Raw genomic sequence first — 19,647 nt, 5'->3', positions numbered from 1 at the left:
CGGCACGCCCGAGGCCGCGCGCGTCGAGGTCCGCCGCGCCCGCCATCTGCTCGGCGACACGCCGCAGACCCTGCTGCTGGCTGCCGAGGCCGCCCGGCTCGCGGGGCGGGAGGACATGGCGGCGGATGCCTTCAAGGCACTGGCCGAACGCCCCGATGCCCGCTTCCTCGGCTTGCGTGGCCTGCTGCGCCAGGCCATGCAGCGGGAGGATTGGGAGGCCGCGCATCGCCTCGCCAAGGAAGCCGATGCCGCCCAGCCAGGTGCGGCCTGGCTGCGCGAGGAACGCCAGGTGCTGGCGCTGCGCACCCATGACTGGCGGGAGGCACTGGCGCTGTCCCCGCCCGGCGGGCCGCGAGCCGCGCTCGCGCTGGCCGCCGCCGAGCAGGAGAGCGACCCCGCCCGCGCCGCCGAGTTGGAGAAGCAGGCCTTCGCCGCCGATGCCGGCTTCGCGCCGGCCGCCATCGCGCATGCGAAGCGGCTTGCCGCCGCGGGCAGCGCGCGCAAGGCGCGGGTCGTGCTGGAACAGGCCTGGATGGCCGCGCCGCATCCCGATATCGGCATGGCCTGGCTCGCCGGCACGCCGGCCAAGCTCGCCCGCGTGAAGGCGCTGGAGGACCTGATCCACCGCAACGCCGACCATCCGGAAAGCCGGCTGCTGATGGCGCGGACCGCTCTCGATGCCGGGCTGACCGGCCGGGCGCGCGCCGAGCTGGAAGCGCTGGTCGCCGCCGGCGCGGCCGACCGCCGCGCCTATCTGATGCTGGCCGAGCTGGAGGAAGCCGAGCACGGCGACACCGCCGATGCCCGCGCCGCCCAGGCGCGCTGGCTGCGCGGCGCCGCCAATGCCCCCGGCGCGCCGGTCTGGCGCTGCGCCGCCTGCGGCGCCGAGCATGGCGCGTGGAAGGCCGAATGCAGCGCCTGCGGCGAGGTCGGACGGATCGCCTGGTCGGCGCCCGCCTCGGTGCCGGCGGCGGGATGACGGGGCTGCGCGGGGTGATTGCGGCGTAGCGCTGTTCCCGGACCGTCTCGTCATCCAATGCGGAACGAAGTCGGCCACAGTCCGACAAGGGGGGTCTCGGAGTGGGATGATGGGCTGGGAGGTCCCTCTGCATGTCGGGCTGCGGGCGGTCACGGCCGTCCTGGCCTTGGCTGCCTTCGGCTACGGCGTGACGCGGGCATTGGCGGTGCGCGGCGATGGTTGGCGCCGCGGGGTGCGCCTGCTCGGGACGCTGATGCTGTTCACGGTGGCCGGCCTGACAGCGCTCGACGCCACGGTCGTCGCCCTGCGCGGCGCGGCGCCGGAGAACGAACCGCTCGACTGGCTCTGGGTCACGCTCGACGTCCTGGTCCCCACCTTCTTTCTGCTGCTGATCGAAAGCTGGCGCCGTCGCGACATGCTGGAGGCGCAACTGGCCACGATGTCCGAGACCGACATCCTGACCGGGCTACCAAATCGCCGGGGCTTCTTCGCGCGCGCGCTGCCGGCACTGGCCGTCATCCGGCGCACCGATGGCGACTGCTCCGTGCTGATGCTGGACCTCGATCGCTTCAAGGCGATCAATGACGGCTTCGGCCATCACGCCGGCGACCTGGTGCTGCGCGGCGTTGCCGCCGCGATCGCCGGGGCGGTTCGCGCGACCGACGTGCCCGGCCGCCTGGGTGGCGAGGAGTTCGTGTTGTTGCTGCCGGGCGATGGCGTCGCGGCCGCGGCGCAGGTCGCCGAGCGCCTGCGCGTTCTGGTCGCAGACAGCGTGCCGCATCCCGGCGCACCGCAATGCCGGGTGACGTTCAGCGCCGGCGTCGCGACCATCGGTGCGGGGGCTGATGCGGCGGCACTGGAGGCGGCGCTCAGCGCCGCGGATCGCGCCCTCTATGCCGCCAAGGCCGACGGGCGGGATCGGATCGTCATCGGCTGAGCGACGTGCGGCGCTGGTGGGACGGCAGCGTGCGGATACCGGAGCCGCAAGGGTGAACCTCCGGAGGAACCGGTATTCGTGGCGCGGGACTTGCGTGCGAGGATCGGCCACGCCGGCGCCGTACCACCGCACCGGCGGAATCGACGAAGGAGCACCCCAGATTCGCCAGCCCCCGGACACCCGCGCGGGCGGCACGCCGTGACCCCGACGAAGGCATTGCGCCTGATCTTCGGCGCCGTGGTCGGCGCGGCCGGCGGCGCCATCTTCTGGGTCCTGCACCTGCCGCTGCCCTGGCTGATCGGCGCGCTTGTCGCGGTTGCCGGCACGCGCCTGGCCGGCCTGCCGGCGGAAGCGGACCCGCGGGTGCGCAACGGCTTCCTCGGCATCATCGGCATCGCGCTCGGGGCCTATTTCACGCCCGCGACGGCGGCGCTGCTCGCGTCGAAGGCGGGGCTGCTGCTGCTCGCGGCCATCGTCACGCTGGCGATCGGCGGGGCGTTGGCGCCGCTGCTCGCGAAGCGGGCGAAGGTGGACATGGCGACGGCCTGGTTCGCCTCCATTCCGGGGGGCGTCGCCGACATGGCGATGCTCGCCGAGGGTTATGGCGGCCGGCCGGCGCCGGTCGCGCTGGCGCAGTTGCTACGCGTCTGTTCCGTCGTCGTGCTGGTGCCCAACATCTTCGCATTGGCCGGGCTGAAGGGGGACATCCCGCAGGCCTCCACCATCCTCCCCTTCCTGCCGGCGATCCTGGCGTTGCAGGTGGGCGGCGGGTTGCTGGCCGGCTGGCTGCTGGTGTGGTCCGGCGTGCGGGCGGGCTGGATGCTCGGGCCATTGTCGGTGACGGCGGCGCTGACCGCGTCCGGCTTCGCCTTGTCGGGCGTGCCGCCGTGGCTGTCGGCGTTGGCGCAGGTGATGCTGGGCGTCAGCCTGGGTGCGGCGTTCGGGCGGGAGACGATCCGCCCCCTCCGCCGCTTCCTGCCGCATGCGGTGATGCAGGTGGTGCAGCTGATGGTCGGCTGCGCGGTGGCCGGTGCGGCGCTCGCCTGGGCCTTCGGCGAGCCCTTCGGGGCGATGCTGCTTGGCACGGCGCCAGGCGGCGTCGCGGAGATGAGCCTGACCGGCAAGGTGCTGGGGATGGACGTTGCGCTGATCGTGACGCTGCACGTGACGCGCATCTTCCTGGTGACGGTGCTGACGCCGCCGGCCTTCCGCCTGCTCCATGCGCGGAAGACCCGCGAGTGAGCCCGACACGCGCACCACTTTAAACTTTACGATTTTAAACTTTTATTCCTTTATTCTCCCCATTCGACCGCATCTCGCCCCTTGGTTGGGAAAACATACTCCATCACCACGCCAATTGCGAGAACGATCGCCGGTTCGGCGCCAATTCCCCGCGGTCCAGGGGGCCGTTGCCCCCTGGCGGGGAGAGCCCGAGAGGGGCGGCGCCCCTCTCGGCCGCGCTACGCGAACAGATCCGCCGGGCTGTCCCGCCGCAGCGCCCGCCCGAGTTCCTCGCCCAGCCGTACCGCGTCCTTCGCCGGCCCTTCCTCGGTGCGCTTCAGCAGGAAGGTCCCGTCAGCGCGGGCGACGAGCCCCGTAAGCCGCAGCCGTCCGTCCTCCAGCAGCCGCGCATGCCCGCCGATCGGTGTGCGGCAGGACCCGTCCAGCGCGGCCAGCAGGGCGCGTTCGGCCGAGGAGACGGCGCGCGCCTCCGGGTCCTCGATGGCGGCGAGGAGTTCGTGCAGTTCGGTGTCATCCGCCCGCACGGTGACGCCGACGATGCCCTGGCCCGCGGCGGGGACCATCTCCTCGGGGTCGATGGCGACGCTGCCCGGTGGGTTCAGCCCCATGCGGCGCAGCCCGGCCAGCGCCAGCATGGTGGCCGCCGCCTCGCCTTCCGCCAGCTTGCGCAGGCGGGTCTGCACGTTGCCGCGGAACATCACGACCTGCAGGTCGGGCCGCCGGTGCAGCAGCTGCGACTGGCGGCGGACGGAGGATGTGCCGACCACCGCCCCGTGCGGCAGGGCCGCGAAGGGGTCGGCCGGGTCGCAGGGCGGCAGGGACGGGCCGGGCAGCAGGCAGTCCCGCGCATCCTCCCGCTTCAGGGTGCAGGCGAGCACGATGCCGGGCGGCATCTCGGTCTCGAGGTCCTTGAGCGAATGCACCGCGAAATCCACGCGGCCGTCGAGCAGGGCCTCGTGGATCTCCTTCGCGAACAGCCCCTTGCCGCCGATATCCGCCAGTTTCCGGTCCTGGATGCGGTCGCCGGAGGTGTTGATCGGATGTTCCTCGAAGGCCTTGGCGTCGCGCAGCACGGGGCAGAAGCGGGTGACGCGGCCGAGGAAGTCCCGCGTCTGCCACAGGGCGAGCGGAGAGGCGCGCGTGCCAACGCGCAGCGGCAGGGACCGGCGGTGCTTCGGCACGGCCGTGGGGTGGGCAAGGGCCATGCGCGCGTCTTAGAGCAGATCCCGATCAGGTGAAATCACCTGGTCGGGTGAAGATGCTCGCAAAAACAAAAGCCTAGAGTCGTTACCGTGAGCGAGGGCGAACGGAAACGGCTCCAGACGTTTTCCGCACTCGCGGAAACGGCACCGGCCCGGACATCCGCGCGCGGCCGGGCCGGGTGGGGGTGCGGGCCGGTGCCGAACGGCCTAAGAACCCCGCCCATGGGTGCGAAAGATGGAATTGTCCTGCGCGGTCCGGTGCTGGGGCTGGAGAGCAGCTGCGACGAGACGGCCGCCGCCGTGCTCGCCCCGGATGGCGCCATCCTGGCCGAGGCGGTGCTGAGCCAGGAGAAGGAGCACGCGGCCTTCGGCGGCGTGGTGCCGGAGATCGCGGCGCGCGCGCATCTCGCCGCCCTGCCGGGCCTGGCGGAGGCGGTGCTGCGCCGGGCGGGGCTGAGTTACGGCGACCTCGGCGCGGTGGCGGCGACCTCCGGCCCCGGGCTGATCGGCGGGCTGATCGTCGGTGCCTCCTTCGGCAAGGGCGTGGCGATCGCCCAGGGGCTGCCCTTCGTCGCGGTGAACCACCTGGAAGCGCATGCGCTGACGGCGCGGCTGCCCGGGCTCGTGGAAGCGGGCGCACCGGCCTTTCCCTACCTGCTGCTGCTGGTCTCGGGCGGGCATTGCCAATGCGTCGCGGTGGAGGGGCTGGGGCGGTATCGCCGGCTCGGTTCCACGCTGGACGACGCGGTGGGGGAGGCCTTCGACAAGGCGGCGAAGCTGATGGGCCTGCCCTGGCCGGGCGGGCCGCATCTGGAACGACTGGCGGCGCAGGGCGATGTGAAGGCGGTGCCGCTGCCGCGGCCGCTGCTGGGGCGGCCGGGGTGCGATTTCTCCTTCTCCGGCCTCAAGACCGCGGTGGCCCGCGCGCTGGCCCAGGGGGCGCGACGGGACGACGTGGCCGCATCCTTCCAGGCCTCGGTCGCCGCCGTGCTGGCCGACCGCGCGCGGCACGCCCTGGCCATGGTGCCGGATGCGACGGCCGTGGTGGTCGCCGGCGGCGTGGCGGCCAATGGCGCGGTGCGCGCCGCGCTGACTGGTGCGGCCGCGGCCGCCGGGGTGCCGATGCTCGCCCCGCCGCTGCGGCTGTGCACCGACAACGCCGTGATGGTGGCCTGGGCCGGGATTGAAAGGCTGCGCGCCGGGCTGACCGACCCGATGGACCACAGCCCGCGCCCGCGCTGGCCGCTGGCGGAATTGGCGGGCGCGGCATGAACTACCGCCACGCCTTCCATGCCGGGAACCACGCCGACTGCCTGAAGCACGCGCTGCTGCTGCTGCTGCTCGATGCCTTGAAGCGGAAGGAGGCGCCCTTCGCCGTGCTCGACACCCATGCCGGGCGCGGGATCTACGACCTGTCGGCCGATGAGGCCGCACGCACCGGGGAGGCGGCGCGCGGCGCGCTGCGGCTGCAGGGGATCACGGAAGGGCCGCTCACCCCCTTCGTCGCGGCGCTGGCGACGGAGGGCTTCCCCACGCGCTACCCCGGATCCCCGGCGCTGATCCGCGCCGCGCTGCGCCCGCAGGACCGGCTCGCCTGCTGCGAGTTGCACCCGGAAGACCACGCCGCGCTGCGCGCCCATTTCGCGCGCGACCGGCAAGTGGCCGTGCACCGGCGCGATGCCTATGAGGCGATCCGCGCCCTGACCCCCTTCCCCGAGCGGCGCGGCCTGGTGCTGCTGGACCCGCCCTTCGAGCAGGATGAGGAATTCGCGCGCCTCGCCGGCGCCATCGCCGAAGTGCAGCGCCGCTTCCGCGCCGCGATCATCGCCGCCTGGTATCCCGTGAAGCACCGCGCGCCCGTGCGCGACTTCCACGACACGCTGCGCGGTTCAGGCGCGCGGGACGTGATCGCCGCCGAGATGTGGCTGCGCGAGCCGACTGACCCACGCCGGCTGAACGGCAGCGGGCTGTTGGTGGCGAACGCGCCCTTTGGGTTCGAGGATGCGGCGCGGGACGTGCTGTCGGCCCTGCTGGCGGCGTTGGAAAGCGAGAGCGGAGCGGGGGTGGCGGTGACGCGGGTGGTGGCGGAATGAGGCCGGTGCAGGCCGGAGGGGCTTTGCCCCTCCGGACCTCCCCACCAAAGGGCAGTGCCCTTTGGAATGCCGGCACTTGGCGTTGGGCGCGACGCGGGTTGCCATCCTGGCGCGTGGCCGCTGTGCCCGATGCCCAGGATGATGGACCATCGTGGTGCAGGGCGCGCCCTGGCCACTCTCTCTGCCCGCGGCGCCGGGCACCAGGTGATCGTTTCCAAAGGCCTTTCGGCCTTTGGTGGGGAGAGGTCCGGAGAGGGGCAAAGCCCCTCTCCGCGCCGCCCGCGCCATGACGCCCCGCGTCGCCATCCTCGGCGCCGGCGCCTGGGGAACCGCGCTGGCCATCCAGGCCGCGCGTGCGGGTTGCGACGTGACGCTCTGGGCGCGTGACGCCGCGCGCGCCGCGGCCATCAACGCCGCGCGGGAGAACACGCGGTATCTGCCCGGCGTCGCGCTGGCCGACGCGATGGTCGTCACCGCCGATGCGGGCCAAGCGCTCGACGGTGCCGCGCTGGCGCTGCTCGTGGTCCCCGCGCAGGCGCTGGCGCGCGTGCTGGCGGACATGCCGGAGCGCGCGGTGCCGCTGCTCGCCTGCTGCAAGGGCGTCGAGGCCGCGACGCTGCGCCTGCCGCTCGAGATCATCACCGCATTGCGGCCGGGTGTGCCGGCGGGCGTGCTGTCGGGGCCGAATTTCGCGCATGAGGTGGCGCGTGGATTGCCCGCCGCCGCCGTGATCGCCGCCGCCGATCCGGCGCTGCGGGAGGCGGGGCTGGCGCTGCTCTCCTCCCCCGCCTTCCGGCTTTATGGCGGGGAGGATCCGATCGGTGCGGAGGTCGGGGGAGCGGCGAAGAACGTCATCGCCATCGCCGCCGGCGCGGTGATCGGCGCGGGGCTGGGTGAGAATGCGCGCGCCGCGCTCGTCACGCGCGGGCTGGCCGAATTGTCGCGGCTGGCGGTGGCGCTGGGCGGGCGGGCGGAAACGGCGGCGGGGTTGACCGGGCTCGGCGACCTGATGCTGACCTGCGCGGGGACGGGCAGCCGGAACATGTCGCTCGGCCTCGCGCTGGGGCGGGGCGAACGCCTCGCCGCAGTGCTGGCGGCGCGCGCGGGCGTGACCGAGGGCGTGGCGACGGCGCCGGCCATCGTGGCACGCGCGGCGGCGGCGGGCGTGGAACTGCCGATCTGCGAGGCGGTGGCCGACCTGGTGGCGGAACGCATCACGGTGCCGGAGGCGATGGCACGGCTGCTCTCGCGGCCGCTGCGCGCGGAATAGCGCGGCCGGTCAGGCCGTCCGCGTCAGTTCCGAATCGTGCAGGTTGCGCACGGCGGCGACGTAGCCGGACTGCGTCCCGGAGATCAGTGCCTCGTTCAACTGGCGCAGCAGCCGTTCCAGATCGTCGGTGCGGCAGAGTTCAAGCGTCCCCAGCCCGGCGCGATGCGTCGCGCGGTAGGAACCATCCTGCAGGCGATCGATTTCGATGGTGTTGGCGCCGCCCGCGACGGGGCGCAGCGTGATGATGACGTCGTCGGGCAAGCTGTTCGACGAATCTGCCATGGGCGACGTGTCCCTCCCGGGGAAAGCGGACACGGCGCCGCCGTTGTGGCGGCAACCGTTCAAGACATCGCCGGGCGGGCGCGTCATGCGGTCCCGGGCCGGCGAATCGATACGAAAACATACGGTCCGCCCCGGACCGGATGCCACCGACCAGCGGTAGCGCGGCTGCGCGCAACTCGCCTCAAGATGCGGGGCGATGCGCACCGGCTTCGTCGGCTGCCATGCGGAACCCCAGGGATTTCCTCGGCTTCCGCGGTCGGCGTCAACAACGCCGGGCCGCGTCAGGAATCGCTTACGTATCGTTGAGATACATCACGTCTACGAGACCGATGACAGTCGCGCAGGACGGGCGCGGCGCCCTGCCCGGGCAGGGAGTTCCCGCTTCCGGACCGGTGGCGGAGCCCCGGTCCATCTATTCCGCCGTCAGCGCCGCCCCAGCCGCCAGCGGCGCCAGCGGCAGCGCCAGCGATACGCCGGCACCGAGCAGCAGCAGGAAGGGCGCGGGCGACAGCCCGGCGGCGGCGGCCTCGATCGCCGCGGCGCCGAAGATCACCGCCGGGATCGCCAGCGGCAGCACGAGCAGAGGCAGCAGCACCGACCCGCGCCGCGCGCCGAGCGTCAGCGCCGCCCCCACCGTGCCGAGCAGCGACAGCAGCGCGGTGGCGAGCGCCAGCGCCGCCAGCGCCGCGCCCCAGGCCTCCACCGGCAGGTTCAGCAGCGCCGCGGCGACCGGCGTCGCGGCCAGCAGCGGCAGGCCGGTGGTGATCCAGTGACCGAGCGCCTTCCCCGCCGCGATCGCCCCGCGCGGCAGGCCCGACAGCAGCAACTGGTCGAGCGTCCCGTCCTCCGCATCCGCGCCGAACAGGCGGTCGAGCGGCAGCAGCGCGGCCAGCAGCGCGGCGGCGAACAGCGCGCCGGGGGCGAGGCGCGCCAGCGTCTCCGGCGCCGGGCCGACGCCGAAGGGGAACAATGCGGCGACGAGAACGAAAAACAGCACCGCCGCCAGCGTATCGGCCGGGTGCCGCAGGGCGAGCCGCAGCTCACGGCCCAGCAGGGCGGTGAAGGCCCTCACAGCCGCAGTTCCCGCGCATCGGGCAGGGGCAGCGGGATATGCGTCGCCGCGACCACGATGCCCCCTGCCGCGCGATGCGCCGCGAGCAACGGCGCGAGCCGTTCCACCGAGGCGGCATCGAGCCCTGTGGTCGGTTCATCCAGCAGCCACAGCGGTGCGGGCGCCAGCGCCAGCCGCGCGAGCGCCAGGCGCCGCTTCTGGCCCGAGGACAGCACCCGCGCCGGCAGGTCGGCCAGCCCGTCGAGGGCTACCACCGCGAGCGCCGGCGCCACCGCACCGCCCCACAGCGCCGCGAAGAAGGCGAGGTTCTCGGCCACCGTCAGCGCCGGCTTCAGCGCGTCCTGGTGCGACAGGTAGCGCAGCCGGGCGGCATGGGCGGCGGGGTCGGCAGCGACATCCTGCCCGGCCCAAGACACGGCTCCCTCGGCCGGGCGCAGCAGGCCGGCCAGCATCCGCAGCAGGGTGGATTTGCCCGCGCCGTTGGCGCCGGTCAGCAGCAGCGCCGCCCCGGCCGGCAGGGCCAGGGACAGGCCCGCGAAGACGACCCTTTCCCCCCGCAGGCAGGCGATGTCGCGCGCCTCAAGCACCGTCTCGCCCGGATCAGCCAATCCCGCCCCCAATCCATGGACCGCTGCCGGCCGCCATGCTTTAACCCGCCCGTTTGTGCAGCCGCGAATGGGCGGCTCGGATCTGAGGAAGGGCACCCCAACCATGCGGATGATCGGGCAGGACAGCCTGAAGACCCGCCGCACCCTCGCGGTGGACGGCAAGACCTATCACTACTTCAGCCTGCCCGAGGCGGCCAAGAGCATCGGCGACATCTCGCGCCTGCCCTACAGCCTCAAGGTGCTGCTCGAGAACGTGCTGCGCTTCGAGGATGGCCGCTCCTACACCGTGGACGACGCGAAGAAGATCGCGGAATGGGTGAAGGAAGGCCGCTCGACCAAGGAAGTGCCCTTCCGCCCGGCCCGCATCCTGCTGCAGGACTTCACCGGCGTTCCCGCGGTGGTCGATCTCGCCGCGATGCGCGACGCGCTGCTCAAGCTCGGCGGCGATCCGCGCAAGGTGAACCCGCTGGTGCCGGTCGACCTCGTCATCGACCACTCGGTGATGGTGGACGTGTCGGGCACGCCGACCGCGCTGCAGCAGAACGTGGACATCGAGTTCGAGCGCAACGGCGAGCGCTATGAATTCCTCCGCTGGGGCCAGGAAGCCTTCAACAACTTCCGCGTCGTGCCGCCGGGCACTGGCATCTGCCACCAGGTGAACCTCGAATACCTGGCGCAGGTGGTGTGGACCTCGACCGACATCGGCGACACCTACGCCTTCCCGGATTCCTGCTACGGCACGGACAGCCACACGACGATGGTCAACGGCCTCGGCGTGCTGGGCTGGGGCGTCGGCGGCATCGAGGCCGAGGCGGCGATGCTCGGCCAGCCGATCGCCATGCTCATCCCCGACGTGATCGGCTTCAAGCTGACTGGTTCGGTGCGTGAGGGCATCACGGCGACCGACCTGGTGCTGACCGTCACGCAGATGCTCCGCAAGAAGGGCGTGGTCGGCAAGTTCGTCGAATTCTACGGCCCCGGCCTCGCGCACCTGCCGCTGGCGGACCGCGCGACGATCGGCAACATGGCCCCGGAATACGGCGCGACCTGCGGCTTCTTCCCGGTGGACGAGACGACGCTCGACTACCTGCGCCTGTCCGGCCGCGACGAGCACCGCATCAACCTGACGCGCGACTACCTGAAGGCGCAGGGGATGTTCCGCGAGGCGAACTCGCCGGACCCCGTCTTCACCGACACGCTGGAACTCGACCTGTCCACCGTCGAGCCGTCCATGGCCGGCCCGAAGCGTCCGCAGGACCGCGTGGCGCTCGGCAATGTCGGCGGCGCCTTCGGCAAGGACCTCGCGGCGGGCACCATGGGCGTGCCGGGCGACAAGGCCGAGCTGCGCGTGCCGGTGGCCGGTGCGGACTACGACCTCGGCCATGGGGACGTGGTGATCGCGGCGATCACGTCGTGCACCAACACCTCCAACCCCTATGTGCTCGTGGCCGCGGGCCTGGTCGCGAAGAAGGCGGTGGAGAAGGGGCTGACGGCGAAGCCGTGGGTGAAGACCTCGCTCGCGCCGGGATCGCAGGTGGTCACGGAATACCTCGATAAGTCGGGGCTGCAGACCTATCTCGACGCGCTGGGCTTCCAGACGGTCGGCTATGGCTGCACCACCTGCATCGGCAATTCCGGCCCGCTCGCCGACCCGATCGTGGATGCGGTCGAGGGCAACAAGCTGGTCGTGACCTCGGTGCTGTCGGGCAACCGCAACTTCGAAGGGCGCGTGCATGCCAATGTGCGCGCGAACTACCTCGCTTCCCCGCCGCTGGTGGTCGCCTACTCGCTCGCCGGCACGGTGAAGAAGGACCTGACGAAGGAGCCGATCGGCACGGGCAAGGACGGCCAGCCGGTGTTCCTCAAGGACATCTGGCCGACCCAGAAGGAAGTGGCGGACACGGTGCATGCCGTCGTCACCCGCGCCATGTTCCAGGAACGCTATGGCGACGTGTTCAAGGGCCCGGCGCAGTGGCAGGCCATCCGCGTCGATGCGGACAGCGACACCTATCGCTGGAATTCCGGTTCCACCTACGTGCAGAACCCTCCGTACTTCGAGGGCATGACGATGGAACCGGGCGCGGTCGGGTCCATCAAGGGCGCGCGCATCCTGGCGGAGCTGGGTGACTCGATCACGACCGACCACATCTCCCCGGCCGGTTCGATCAAGAAGGCGTCCCCGGCGGGCGAATACCTGCTGGAACACCAGGTGCGCCAGGCGGACTTCAACTCCTACGGCGCGCGCCGCGGCAACCACCAGGTCATGATGCGCGGCACCTTCGCCAACATCCGCATCAAGAACGAGATGGTGCCGGGCGTGGAAGGCGGCGTGTCGAAGCACTACCCGTCGGGCACGGTGGCGCCGATCTACGACGTCGCCATGATGTACAAGAAGGACGGCGTGCCGCTGGTCGTTCTCGGCGGCAAGGAATACGGCACCGGCTCCTCCCGCGACTGGGCGGCGAAGGGCACCTTCCTGCTGGGCGTAAAGGCGGTGATCGCCGAATCCTTCGAGCGCATCCACCGGTCCAACCTGGTCGGCATGGGCGTGCTGCCGCTGGTCTTCAAGGACGGCGAGAGCCGCCAGTCCCTGGGCCTGACCGGCGACGAGACGATCGACATCCTGGGCGTGGAGAACCTGTCCCCGCGCATGATGATGGACGTCGTCATCACCCGCGCCGACGGGTCGCAGGTGAAGACGCAGGTGCTGTGCCGCGTCGATACGGCCGATGAGGTCGAGTACTACAAGAACGGCGGCATCCTGCACTACGTGCTGCGCGGGATGGCGAAGGCGGCCTGACGCCGCCCGGCATCGCCGGAGAATGCCAGGGGGCGCGGTTCCGCAAGGGGCCGCGCCCTTTCTGGTGGAAGGGGCTGCGCCCGTCCTGCCGTCAGCCCGCTTCGACCTGCACGACGGACAGCCGCCGCAGCCGCCCGTCCTGGGTCGGCCAGTCGATGGACTGTCCCGCCTTCAGCCCGATCAGCCCGGCGCCGACCAGGGACAGCACGGAGACGCGCCCCTGCCCGATATCGGCTTCCGCCGGCAGCACGATCTGCACGCGGCGCGTCAGCCCGCTTGCCGCATCGGTGAAGACGACATGGGACCCGAGGGCGACGACATTGGCCGGCAGCCGCGCCGCCGGCACCAGCTCGGCGCGGTCGGCTTCTTCCAGCAACAGGCGGGCGGCTTCGGGGTTGCTGCGGGCGCCGCGTTCGGCAAGGCCGATCAGCATGTCGTGGTCGGCTTCGGACAGCGTGATGGATGGGCGCTGCCGCGTGGCGCGCCGGGTGGTGGTCGCAAGCATGGGAATTCCTTGTGGTGTCGGGATGGATCGCAAAGGGCGCTCCCCGGCGGCGGCGCGTCAGCGCGCATCGCCGGGGTCAGCTGCCCGCGATGAGGCACCCCGGTTGGGCCAGACGGCGACGGATTGTGGCGGTCAGCACCATGGATGGAAGATCGGGCCGCCGGTCGCCGCAATCAAGCCTGTTCTGATGGACGCCCGGCGCATCGACGGGCATCGCGTTCAGTCCGGGCCGATCCCTGCTTCCTTGATCAGACGCTGCCAGCGCGCCGAATCCTCGTTCAACAGGCGGTCCATCTCCTCCGGCGTCGAGGCCAGCGGCTCGATTCCGAGCCGCCCCAGCGCCTCGCGCACGGACGTTTCCTCGAGGGCCGCGCGCAGCGCCGCGGAGAGCCGCAGCACCACCAGGCGCGGCGTCCGCGCCGGCACCTGCAGGCCCTGCCAGTTCTGCATCTCCATGCCGGCGATGCCTGCCTCGGCGAAGGTCGGAACGCCGGGGGCGCCGGACCAGCGCGTCGCGGAGGCCACGGCGATCATGCGCAACCGACCCTCCTGCACATGCGCGAGCCAGGCGGGTGGCGAGTCCAGCGCCATGTCGAGCCGTCCGCCCAGAAGATCCATCACCACCGGTGGAATGCCGCGATAGCGAACGTCCCGCAGCTCGATCCCGGCGACGCGTTCGAGCATGCGCATGCCGAGGTAGCTGAGGTTTCCGGCACCGCTGCTGCCATAGGTCATGGCACCAGGCCGGGCACGGGCCGCCGCCAGCAGGGCGGCGAGGTCCGCCGGCCCGTCCGCGCGCACGAAGAGGCCCACGGGATTGCGTCCGATCAGGCCGACCGAGGCGAGGTCCTCGGGCCGCCAGGCCGGATTCGCGATCAGGTGCGGCAGGATCGCCCCGGGGCCGAGGCTGGTGAAGAGCAGCGTATGGCCGTCGGGCTCCGCCCGCGCGGCGTATTCCGCGCCAACTGCGCCGCCTGCGCCGGAGCGGTTCTCGACGACCACCGGCTGGCCGAGCGCGGCCGAGAGCCGCGGTGCCAGCACGCGCGCGACCGCGTCGAGCGTGCCGCCACCCGGCGGGAAGCCGACGACGGCACGCAGCGGCCGCTGCGGCCAGGGCGCCTGGGCCCGCGCGAAGCCGGGCGCGGCAACCGCGCCGAGGCCTGCGGCCATGACACGACGGCGGCGCAGATAGTGGATTGCATTGCGGGGGCGCGGCACGACGGGCCGCGGCATCAGCACAACCATGGCGGTGGCTCCTGGGAACAGGGTCTTCCGGGCTGTGCTTCGCGCATGTTGTTCGTTGGGCTTACGAAGCGAGTCCAACTATGCGCGAGGCCGCCTGCCGCTGTCCACAGCGATGCAAACCTCGCGCACAGGTGTCGATCGTACTGCCGGGGCGGCGCGGCTGTTGCGTGTCAGCCGCGTGCCCTTTGTTCAGGCGAAGAAGACGTCGAGGATCAGCGTGGGGCCGGTCGCCATGCTGTAGGCGACATCGGCGAAGTCCACCGCGATGCTGTCCGCCGTGACGGAGATGTCGTCCGCAACCAGTCCGTGCGCGTCGGTGAGGGTACTTGCGTCGTTGATCGACACGCCGGTGATCTCGCCCAGCGTGCCGAGCTGGTCCACGATCCGGATCCCGTTGAACGACCCGCCGCTGAAGAATGTCTGGCCGGGCGCGAAGGTGAAGATCAGCTGGTTGTCGGTGATGTTCAGGCTGCCCAGGGTGAACTCACTCGGGGTCGCGGACTGCAGGTCCGGCACCTCGACCGCCGCCGACACCGTGACATCGGTGCCGTAGAAGAACGGGCCCGCGGGGTATTCGTAGCTGTAGGCCAGCGTCTGGCCGAGGAACCCATCCACCGGCGGCTCGGTGCCATCCGTCACGCCATTGACGGTCACCCGCACGATCGCGGTGCTCGTCCCGCCATGCCCGTCGCTGATCGTGTAGGCGAAGCTGTCGGCCGCGCTCTGACCGTTGTTCAGCGCCCCGAGCACGGCGGAGCCTGTCGGGTCGTAGGAGATCGTCCCGTCCGCATTCAGCGTCAGCGCCGCGCCGCTCGCGCTCGTCGCCGGGACGAACGACACCGTCACTGCATCCCCGTCGGCGTCGCCGTCGTTGCCGAGCACATTGATGATGATCGCCGCATCCTCGGTGGTCGTGGCGGTATCGCCGAAGGCCTCCGGCGGGGTGTTGCCCTCCGGCACCTCCGAAGCGGTCCCGACCAGCTTCAACCCGCCCGACCGCGATCCGCCCTCGCCCCCGACGCTGGTCATCCGCACGCCGAACTCCTGCGCCGCGATGAGGCTCAGCGACAGGTCGGCGGTGGCGTGGGAGAGGACGAAGCTCACGCTATGGATGTCGTCGCGACCCGTGCCCGAGGTTCCGATCTCGACGCCGACATCGAATGGGCTGGCCGCACCCTGCATGTTGGCGCCCTGGCCGAGGTCGATGACGCTGTCCTCCTTGGCGCGGAACTCGGTCACGCCGGTTCCGCCCTGGCTCAGCGTCAGGCCGCCCAGCAGGCTTTCATCGGCCACCTGGAAGAAGAAGCCGCGCAGGTCGGCGGTCAGCCCGCCCTCACCCAGGACCGAGACGGTGAAGCGGAGATCGCCGTCGACCTCCTCGACATGGACCTCGATCCCGGGGCCACCGGCGATCGTGAAGGTCATTTCCGCCATTGGGATCTCCTATCCGCCTGGGAGCATCGCGCCTTCTGCGCGAAGAACACAGGTTTGTTACTCGCCCGAAAGTTGTCAAGTGATGGTTCGGCTGCCCGATTCGCTGAAATGTGGCGACAAGATTTCGCGAATCGCGGGGATAATGCGCGCCCTGCGCGCGGCGTGACAGGCACTCTCGCCCTTGGCGCGATCAGCCCGGTTCAGGCAGGGCGCAGCCGCAGCATGGCGGCCGCGGCGCACATCCCGGCCATGCCCCAGAAGACCGAGGGCCCGAAGGCCGCATAGCCCTGCCCGGCCAGCAGGGTCGCGACCATCATCACCGCCCCGATCCCGGCCGCGAGCAGCGTCTGCGCCGTGCCCGCCACCGCCGGCGGGATGGTCTGCTGCATCACCCGCATGGTGGCGAGATGCATTGCCCCGAAGGTCGCCGCGTGCAGCGCCTGGGCCAACACCAACGCCGGCAGCGCGACCGACTCGGCCGTGATGCCCCAGCGCAGCACCCCCGCCGCAGCCGCGACCAAGGCCAGGCCGCGCGACCCCAGCCGGTCGGCCAGCGGCCGGCCCCAGGCGAACAACGCCACCTCCGCGACGACCGACCAGGACCACAGCAGCCCGATCGCCATGCCCGGCACGCCCGCCTGTTCCCAATGGATCGACCCGAAGGCGTAGTAGGCCGCGTGGCTGCCCTGAATCAGCCCGGCCACCAGGAGGATTCGCCAGAATCCCGGCAGGGTGGCGACCGCGCGGAAGGTGCCGCCGCCGCGCCGCGCCGGCACGGCTGCCGTCGGCACCGCGAGCGCGGCCAGCCCCGCCGTCGCCAGGGCGCCGGCCAACAGCCAGGCAATACTGCCCGCTCCCGCGCGATCCGCCAGCCACCCGCCCAGGCCCGCCGTGACGATGAAGGCGACCGATCCCAGCGCGCGCACGCGCCCGTAATCCCAGCCTTCCTCCCGCGCCGCGCGCAGCGCCATGGCGTCGCCAAGCGGCACCACCGCGGCGAATCCCATCGCCATCAGCAGGTTCGCCGCGAGCAGGCCCGGCAGCCCCTGAGCCAACCCGTAGAGGCAGGCCGCCAGCGCCGCCAGCGCGGCACCACCCGCCATCACCACGCGCGGCCGTCCCAGCGCGTCGGCGAGGCGCCCGCCGACCGGCCCCGCCACCAGCCGCATCGCCGCGCCGGTCGCGAGCACGCCGCCGACCTCGCCTGCCGACAGCCCCGCCGCTGCCATCAAGGGCGGAATGAAGGGCATCATCACGCCCACCGCGCCGAATTGCGCGATGAACAGGATGGCGAAACGCGGGGCGGAAGATGTCACGCGGCAGCCATGCCGAAACGCTCCGCCATGGACAAGTGCGGCGCCCCATGCGACGGAAGCCCGCCCCCTCTTTCGGAACGTCTGCGCGCTATGTTCGAACCCCGGGTTCGCGCCGTCCTCGGCCCCACCAATACCGGCAAGACGCATCTCGCGATCGAGCGGCTGCTTGCCCATTCATCCGGCATCATCGGCTTCCCGCTGCGCCTGCTGGCGCGCGAGAACTACGACCGCATGGTCGCGCAGAAGGGCGAACGCCACGTCGCGCTCATAACGGGTGAGGAGAAGATCGTCCCGCCCGAGGCGAAATGGTTCGCCTGCACGGTGGAGGCGATGCCGCTCGACCGCCCTGTCGAATTCCTCGCGGTGGACGAGATCCAGCTCTGCGCCGACCCTGATCGCGGGCATGTCTTCACCGACCGGCTGCTGCATGCGCGCGGCATGGTCGAGACGATGTTCCTCGGCGCCGAGACGATCGCGCCGCTGCTGCGTCGGCTGGTGCCGCGCGCCGAGATCGAGACGCGCCCGCGCCTGTCCCAGCTGACCTATGCCGGCCCGGCGAAGCTGACGCGCCTGCCGGCGCGCTCGGCCATCGTCGCGTTCTCGGCGCAGGAGGTCTACGCCATCGCCGAGGCCGTGCGCCGCCGGCGTGGCGGCTGCGCGGTGGTGATGGGCCGTCTGTCGCCGCGCACGCGCAACGCGCAGGTCGCGCTGTACCAGAACCGCGAAGTCGATTTCCTGGTCGCGACGGATGCGATCGGCATGGGCCTGAACATGGATGTGGATCATGTCGCCTTCGCCGCGCTGTCGAAATTCGACGGATCCCAGCCGCGCCCCCTGACCGCGCAGGAAGTCGCGCAGATCGCCGGGCGCGCCGGGCGCGGCATGAAGGACGGCACCTTCGGCACCACCGCCGAATGCCCCACCATGCCCGATGAGATCGTCACCGCAGTCGAAACCCACGCCTTCGAGCCGATCGCCCAGATCGCCTGGCGCAATTCGGATCTCGACTTCACCTCGATCGACGCGCTGCTCGGCAGTCTCGCGGCCTCGCCGCCCCAGCCGGGGCTGACCAAGGGGCATGACGCGGTCGATCACATCACGCTCGAAGCACTGTCGCGCGACCAGGATGTGCGCGGCCTCGCCGACACCATGTCGCGCGTGCGGCTGCTGTGGGAAGCGTGCCAGGTGCCGGATTTCCGCAAGCTGGCGGATGACAGCCACACCGCGCTCTGCGCCAAGCTGTTCACGCATCTTGCCCGGGACGGGAAGCTGCCGCGCGACTGGGTGGCGTCCTCCCTCGCCGTGCTGGAACGCGCCGATGGCGACCTCGACACGCTGATGGCGCGGATCACCGCCATCCGTGTGTGGGCCTACATCGCCGCGCGCAACGACTGGATCGACGACGCGCCGTCCCTGCAGGCCGATGCCCGCCGGGCCGAGGACATGGTCTCCGACGCGCTGCATGAAACGCTGACGGCGCGCTTCGTCGATCGCCGCGCCGCCCACCTGATCCGCAAGATGGATGACAGCGAGGAGGAACTGCTCTCCGCCGTCACCCGTCGTGGCGAGGTGGTGGTGGAAGGCCATCCGGTCGGCACGGTGAAGGGTTTCTCCTTCGAACCCGATTCCGCAACGGTCGAGGAGGAGGAGCGCCGCGTCGTGCTGCGCGCCGCCCGCCGTGCGCTGGCCGCCGAGATCCCCCGCCGCGTCGCCATGCTGGAAGCGGCCAAGGACGATGCCTTCGCGCTGACGCCCGGCCACAAGGTCACCTGGGCCTATTCCCACGCGCCGAACATGCCGGCCGGCCTTGGCGACATCGCCGAGATCGCGAAGCTCAAGCCCGGGCCGGAACCCTCCAAGCCGCAGGTCGAGGTGCTGCCGTCCGAATTCCTCGACGGCGCGCAGCGCGAGCGCATCCGCGAACGCCTGGCGACCTGGCTTGAGGCGCTGATCAAGCGGGAGCTCGGTGCCGTCTTCGCCGCCGAGGGCAAGGCCGCCGAGGACAACACCCTGCGCGGCCCGGCCTTCCGGCTGCGCGAGGAACTCGGCCTCGCCATGGGTCGCACGGATCCGGAGATCCGCCCCGACCTTCGGCAGAAGCTGAAGACCATCGGCATCCGCGCCGGGCGTTACGCCCTGTTCGTGCCGGAGGCGATGAAGCCGAAGGCGATGGCGCTGCGCGCGCAGCTCTGGTCGCTGCTGCGCGGGATCGAGGCGCCGAAGCTGCCGGGCGGCGGCCTGATAGCGATTCCCGCGCGGGAGGACTGGCCCCGCGGCTTCGCCGAGACGATGGGCTGGCTGCCGGCCGGCCCGGTGCTGTTGCGCCTGGACGTCGCGGAACGCATCGCGGGCGAGATCGGCCACCTGACACGCCGCGCCCCGGCGCTGCTGCCGGGCGACCTCGCGAGCCGGCTGGGGATCAAGGGCGACATGCTCGGCCCCGTGCTGGACGCCATGGGCTTCCGCCTGATGCCGGCCGAGGTGCTCGAGGAGACCGCCTTCGGCCCGCCCGCCCCGGCGCGCATCGCCCATGCCCGGCCGCCGCGGCAGGAGCACCACCATCGCGGCCCGCGTCGCGATGACCAGCAGCAGCAGCGCGGCCCGAAGCGCGACGACCAGCGTGGCCCCCGGCGGGACGACCGCCGCGGCCCGCGCCCGGACG

16 protein-coding genes are annotated in these 19,647 nt (G+C 71.8%); 8 read left to right on the top strand and 8 right to left on the bottom strand.

The genetic code is table 11. The features are described 5' to 3' along the window. From AC2YHJ_RS27360 to AC2YHJ_RS27350, 3 genes are all read left to right on the top strand, one after another. Window positions 1–979, top strand: a 979-nt coding sequence (locus tag AC2YHJ_RS27360; RefSeq protein ID WP_487399360.1) for a heme biosynthesis HemY N-terminal domain-containing protein, incomplete at its 5' end; no start/stop codon positions are given. Between the two features lie 109 nt (window positions 980–1,088). Beyond that, on the top strand, window positions 1,089–1,916 hold the full coding sequence (locus AC2YHJ_RS27355) for a GGDEF domain-containing protein (RefSeq protein ID WP_487399359.1): 828 nt from the start codon (window positions 1,089–1,091) through the stop codon (window positions 1,914–1,916). Window positions 1,917–2,114: 198 nt separating this feature from the next. Then, entirely contained in the window at window positions 2,115–3,158 is a 1,044-nt protein-coding gene (locus AC2YHJ_RS27350) for an AbrB family transcriptional regulator (protein ID WP_487399358.1), read from the top strand. Window positions 3,159–3,376: 218 nt separating this feature from the next. On the opposite strand, the gene hemC is transcribed toward AC2YHJ_RS27350, so the two are convergent. Next, complete coding sequence (gene hemC / locus AC2YHJ_RS27345; protein ID WP_487399357.1) at window positions 3,377–4,363, bottom strand: hydroxymethylbilane synthase; 987 nt, start codon at window positions 4,361–4,363, stop codon at window positions 3,377–3,379. A 219-nt stretch (window positions 4,364–4,582) separates the two neighbouring features. Between hemC and tsaD the strand changes: the two genes are divergently transcribed. The 3 genes from tsaD to AC2YHJ_RS27330 all read left to right on the top strand — a co-directional run bounded on the left by tsaD (window position 4,583) and on the right by AC2YHJ_RS27330 (window position 7,723). Continuing rightward, on the top strand, window positions 4,583–5,632 hold the full coding sequence (gene tsaD, locus AC2YHJ_RS27340) for a tRNA (adenosine(37)-N6)-threonylcarbamoyltransferase complex transferase subunit TsaD (RefSeq protein WP_487399356.1): 1,050 nt from the start codon (window positions 4,583–4,585) through the stop codon (window positions 5,630–5,632). Continuing rightward, the gene (locus AC2YHJ_RS27335; RefSeq protein ID WP_487399355.1) at window positions 5,629–6,453 is read left to right on the top strand and encodes a 23S rRNA (adenine(2030)-N(6))-methyltransferase RlmJ; all 825 of its coding nucleotides are present in this window, start codon (window positions 5,629–5,631) and stop codon (window positions 6,451–6,453) included. Before tsaD ends, AC2YHJ_RS27335 begins: the two co-directional genes overlap by 4 nt. A gap of 286 nt (window positions 6,454–6,739) precedes the next feature. After that, window positions 6,740–7,723 carry an NAD(P)H-dependent glycerol-3-phosphate dehydrogenase gene (locus tag AC2YHJ_RS27330; protein WP_487399354.1) on the top strand — a complete coding sequence of 328 codons (984 nt, stop codon included), beginning with the start codon at window positions 6,740–6,742 and terminating at the stop codon, window positions 7,721–7,723. 9 nt (window positions 7,724–7,732) lie between these two features. Here AC2YHJ_RS27330 and AC2YHJ_RS27325 read toward each other — a convergent pair whose 3' ends face one another. From AC2YHJ_RS27325 to ccmA, 3 genes are all read right to left on the bottom strand, one after another. Beyond that, entirely contained in the window at window positions 7,733–8,005 is a 273-nt protein-coding gene (locus tag AC2YHJ_RS27325; RefSeq protein WP_487399353.1) for a hypothetical protein, read from the bottom strand. Window positions 8,006–8,417: 412 nt separating this feature from the next. Continuing rightward, window positions 8,418–9,077, bottom strand: a complete 660-nt coding sequence (gene ccmB, locus AC2YHJ_RS27320; protein ID WP_487399352.1) for a heme exporter protein CcmB — start codon at window positions 9,075–9,077, stop codon at window positions 8,418–8,420. Continuing rightward, on the bottom strand, window positions 9,074–9,685 hold the full coding sequence (gene ccmA, locus AC2YHJ_RS27315) for a heme ABC exporter ATP-binding protein CcmA (RefSeq protein WP_487399351.1): 612 nt from the start codon (window positions 9,683–9,685) through the stop codon (window positions 9,074–9,076). The genes ccmB and ccmA overlap by 4 nt, the downstream gene beginning before the upstream one ends. Window positions 9,686–9,788: 103 nt before the next feature. Between ccmA and acnA the strand changes: the two genes are divergently transcribed. Next, window positions 9,789–12,485 carry an aconitate hydratase AcnA gene (gene acnA / locus AC2YHJ_RS27310; RefSeq protein ID WP_487399350.1) on the top strand — a complete coding sequence of 899 codons (2,697 nt, stop codon included), beginning with the start codon at window positions 9,789–9,791 and terminating at the stop codon, window positions 12,483–12,485. A gap of 91 nt (window positions 12,486–12,576) precedes the next feature. Here acnA and rnk read toward each other — a convergent pair whose 3' ends face one another. From rnk to AC2YHJ_RS27290, 4 genes are all read right to left on the bottom strand, one after another. Then, complete coding sequence (gene rnk / locus AC2YHJ_RS27305) at window positions 12,577–12,990, bottom strand: nucleoside diphosphate kinase regulator (RefSeq protein WP_487399349.1); 414 nt, start codon at window positions 12,988–12,990, stop codon at window positions 12,577–12,579. Window positions 12,991–13,209: 219 nt separating this feature from the next. Further along, on the bottom strand, window positions 13,210–14,235 hold the full coding sequence (locus AC2YHJ_RS27300) for a Bug family tripartite tricarboxylate transporter substrate binding protein (protein WP_487399348.1): 1,026 nt from the start codon (window positions 14,233–14,235) through the stop codon (window positions 13,210–13,212). A gap of 189 nt (window positions 14,236–14,424) precedes the next feature. After that, window positions 14,425–15,669: a cadherin-like domain-containing protein gene (locus tag AC2YHJ_RS27295; RefSeq protein WP_487399347.1), complete on the bottom strand. Its 1,245-nt coding sequence runs from the start codon at window positions 15,667–15,669 to the stop codon at window positions 14,425–14,427. A 200-nt stretch (window positions 15,670–15,869) separates the two neighbouring features. Then, the gene (locus AC2YHJ_RS27290; protein ID WP_487399346.1) at window positions 15,870–16,985 is read right to left on the bottom strand and encodes an MFS transporter; all 1,116 of its coding nucleotides are present in this window, start codon (window positions 16,983–16,985) and stop codon (window positions 15,870–15,872) included. A gap of 90 nt (window positions 16,986–17,075) precedes the next feature. Between AC2YHJ_RS27290 and AC2YHJ_RS27285 the strand changes: the two genes are divergently transcribed. Further along, the coding region (locus tag AC2YHJ_RS27285; RefSeq protein WP_487399345.1) for a helicase-related protein at window positions 17,076–19,647 on the top strand (2,572 nt) is incomplete at its 3' end.

Source organism: Roseomonas sp. SRI_022 (assembly GCF_057586215.1).
The sequence above is the reverse complement of the archived record's forward strand: the minus strand, read 5'-3'. Positions and strand labels throughout refer to the sequence as shown.

What these genes read in the sequence shown, in the direction of transcription:
- AC2YHJ_RS27355 (WP_487399359.1), top strand. Translation starts at nt 1,089, where the DNA reads ATGGGCTGGGAGGTCCCTCTGCATGTCGGGCTGCGGGCGGTCACGGCC.
- hemC (WP_487399357.1), bottom strand. Translation starts at nt 4,363, where the DNA reads ATGGCCCTTGCCCACCCCACGGCCGTGCCGAAGCACCGCCGGTCCCTG.
- tsaD (WP_487399356.1), top strand. Translation starts at nt 4,583, where the DNA reads ATGGGTGCGAAAGATGGAATTGTCCTGCGCGGTCCGGTGCTGGGGCTG.
- AC2YHJ_RS27335 (WP_487399355.1), top strand. Translation starts at nt 5,629, where the DNA reads ATGAACTACCGCCACGCCTTCCATGCCGGGAACCACGCCGACTGCCTG.
- AC2YHJ_RS27330 (WP_487399354.1), top strand. Translation starts at nt 6,740, where the DNA reads ATGACGCCCCGCGTCGCCATCCTCGGCGCCGGCGCCTGGGGAACCGCG.
- AC2YHJ_RS27325 (WP_487399353.1), bottom strand. Translation starts at nt 8,005, where the DNA reads ATGGCAGATTCGTCGAACAGCTTGCCCGACGACGTCATCATCACGCTG.
- acnA (WP_487399350.1), top strand. Translation starts at nt 9,789, where the DNA reads ATGCGGATGATCGGGCAGGACAGCCTGAAGACCCGCCGCACCCTCGCG.
- rnk (WP_487399349.1), bottom strand. Translation starts at nt 12,990, where the DNA reads ATGCTTGCGACCACCACCCGGCGCGCCACGCGGCAGCGCCCATCCATC.
- AC2YHJ_RS27300 (WP_487399348.1), bottom strand. Translation starts at nt 14,235, where the DNA reads ATGGTTGTGCTGATGCCGCGGCCCGTCGTGCCGCGCCCCCGCAATGCA.
- AC2YHJ_RS27295 (WP_487399347.1), bottom strand. Translation starts at nt 15,669, where the DNA reads ATGGCGGAAATGACCTTCACGATCGCCGGTGGCCCCGGGATCGAGGTC.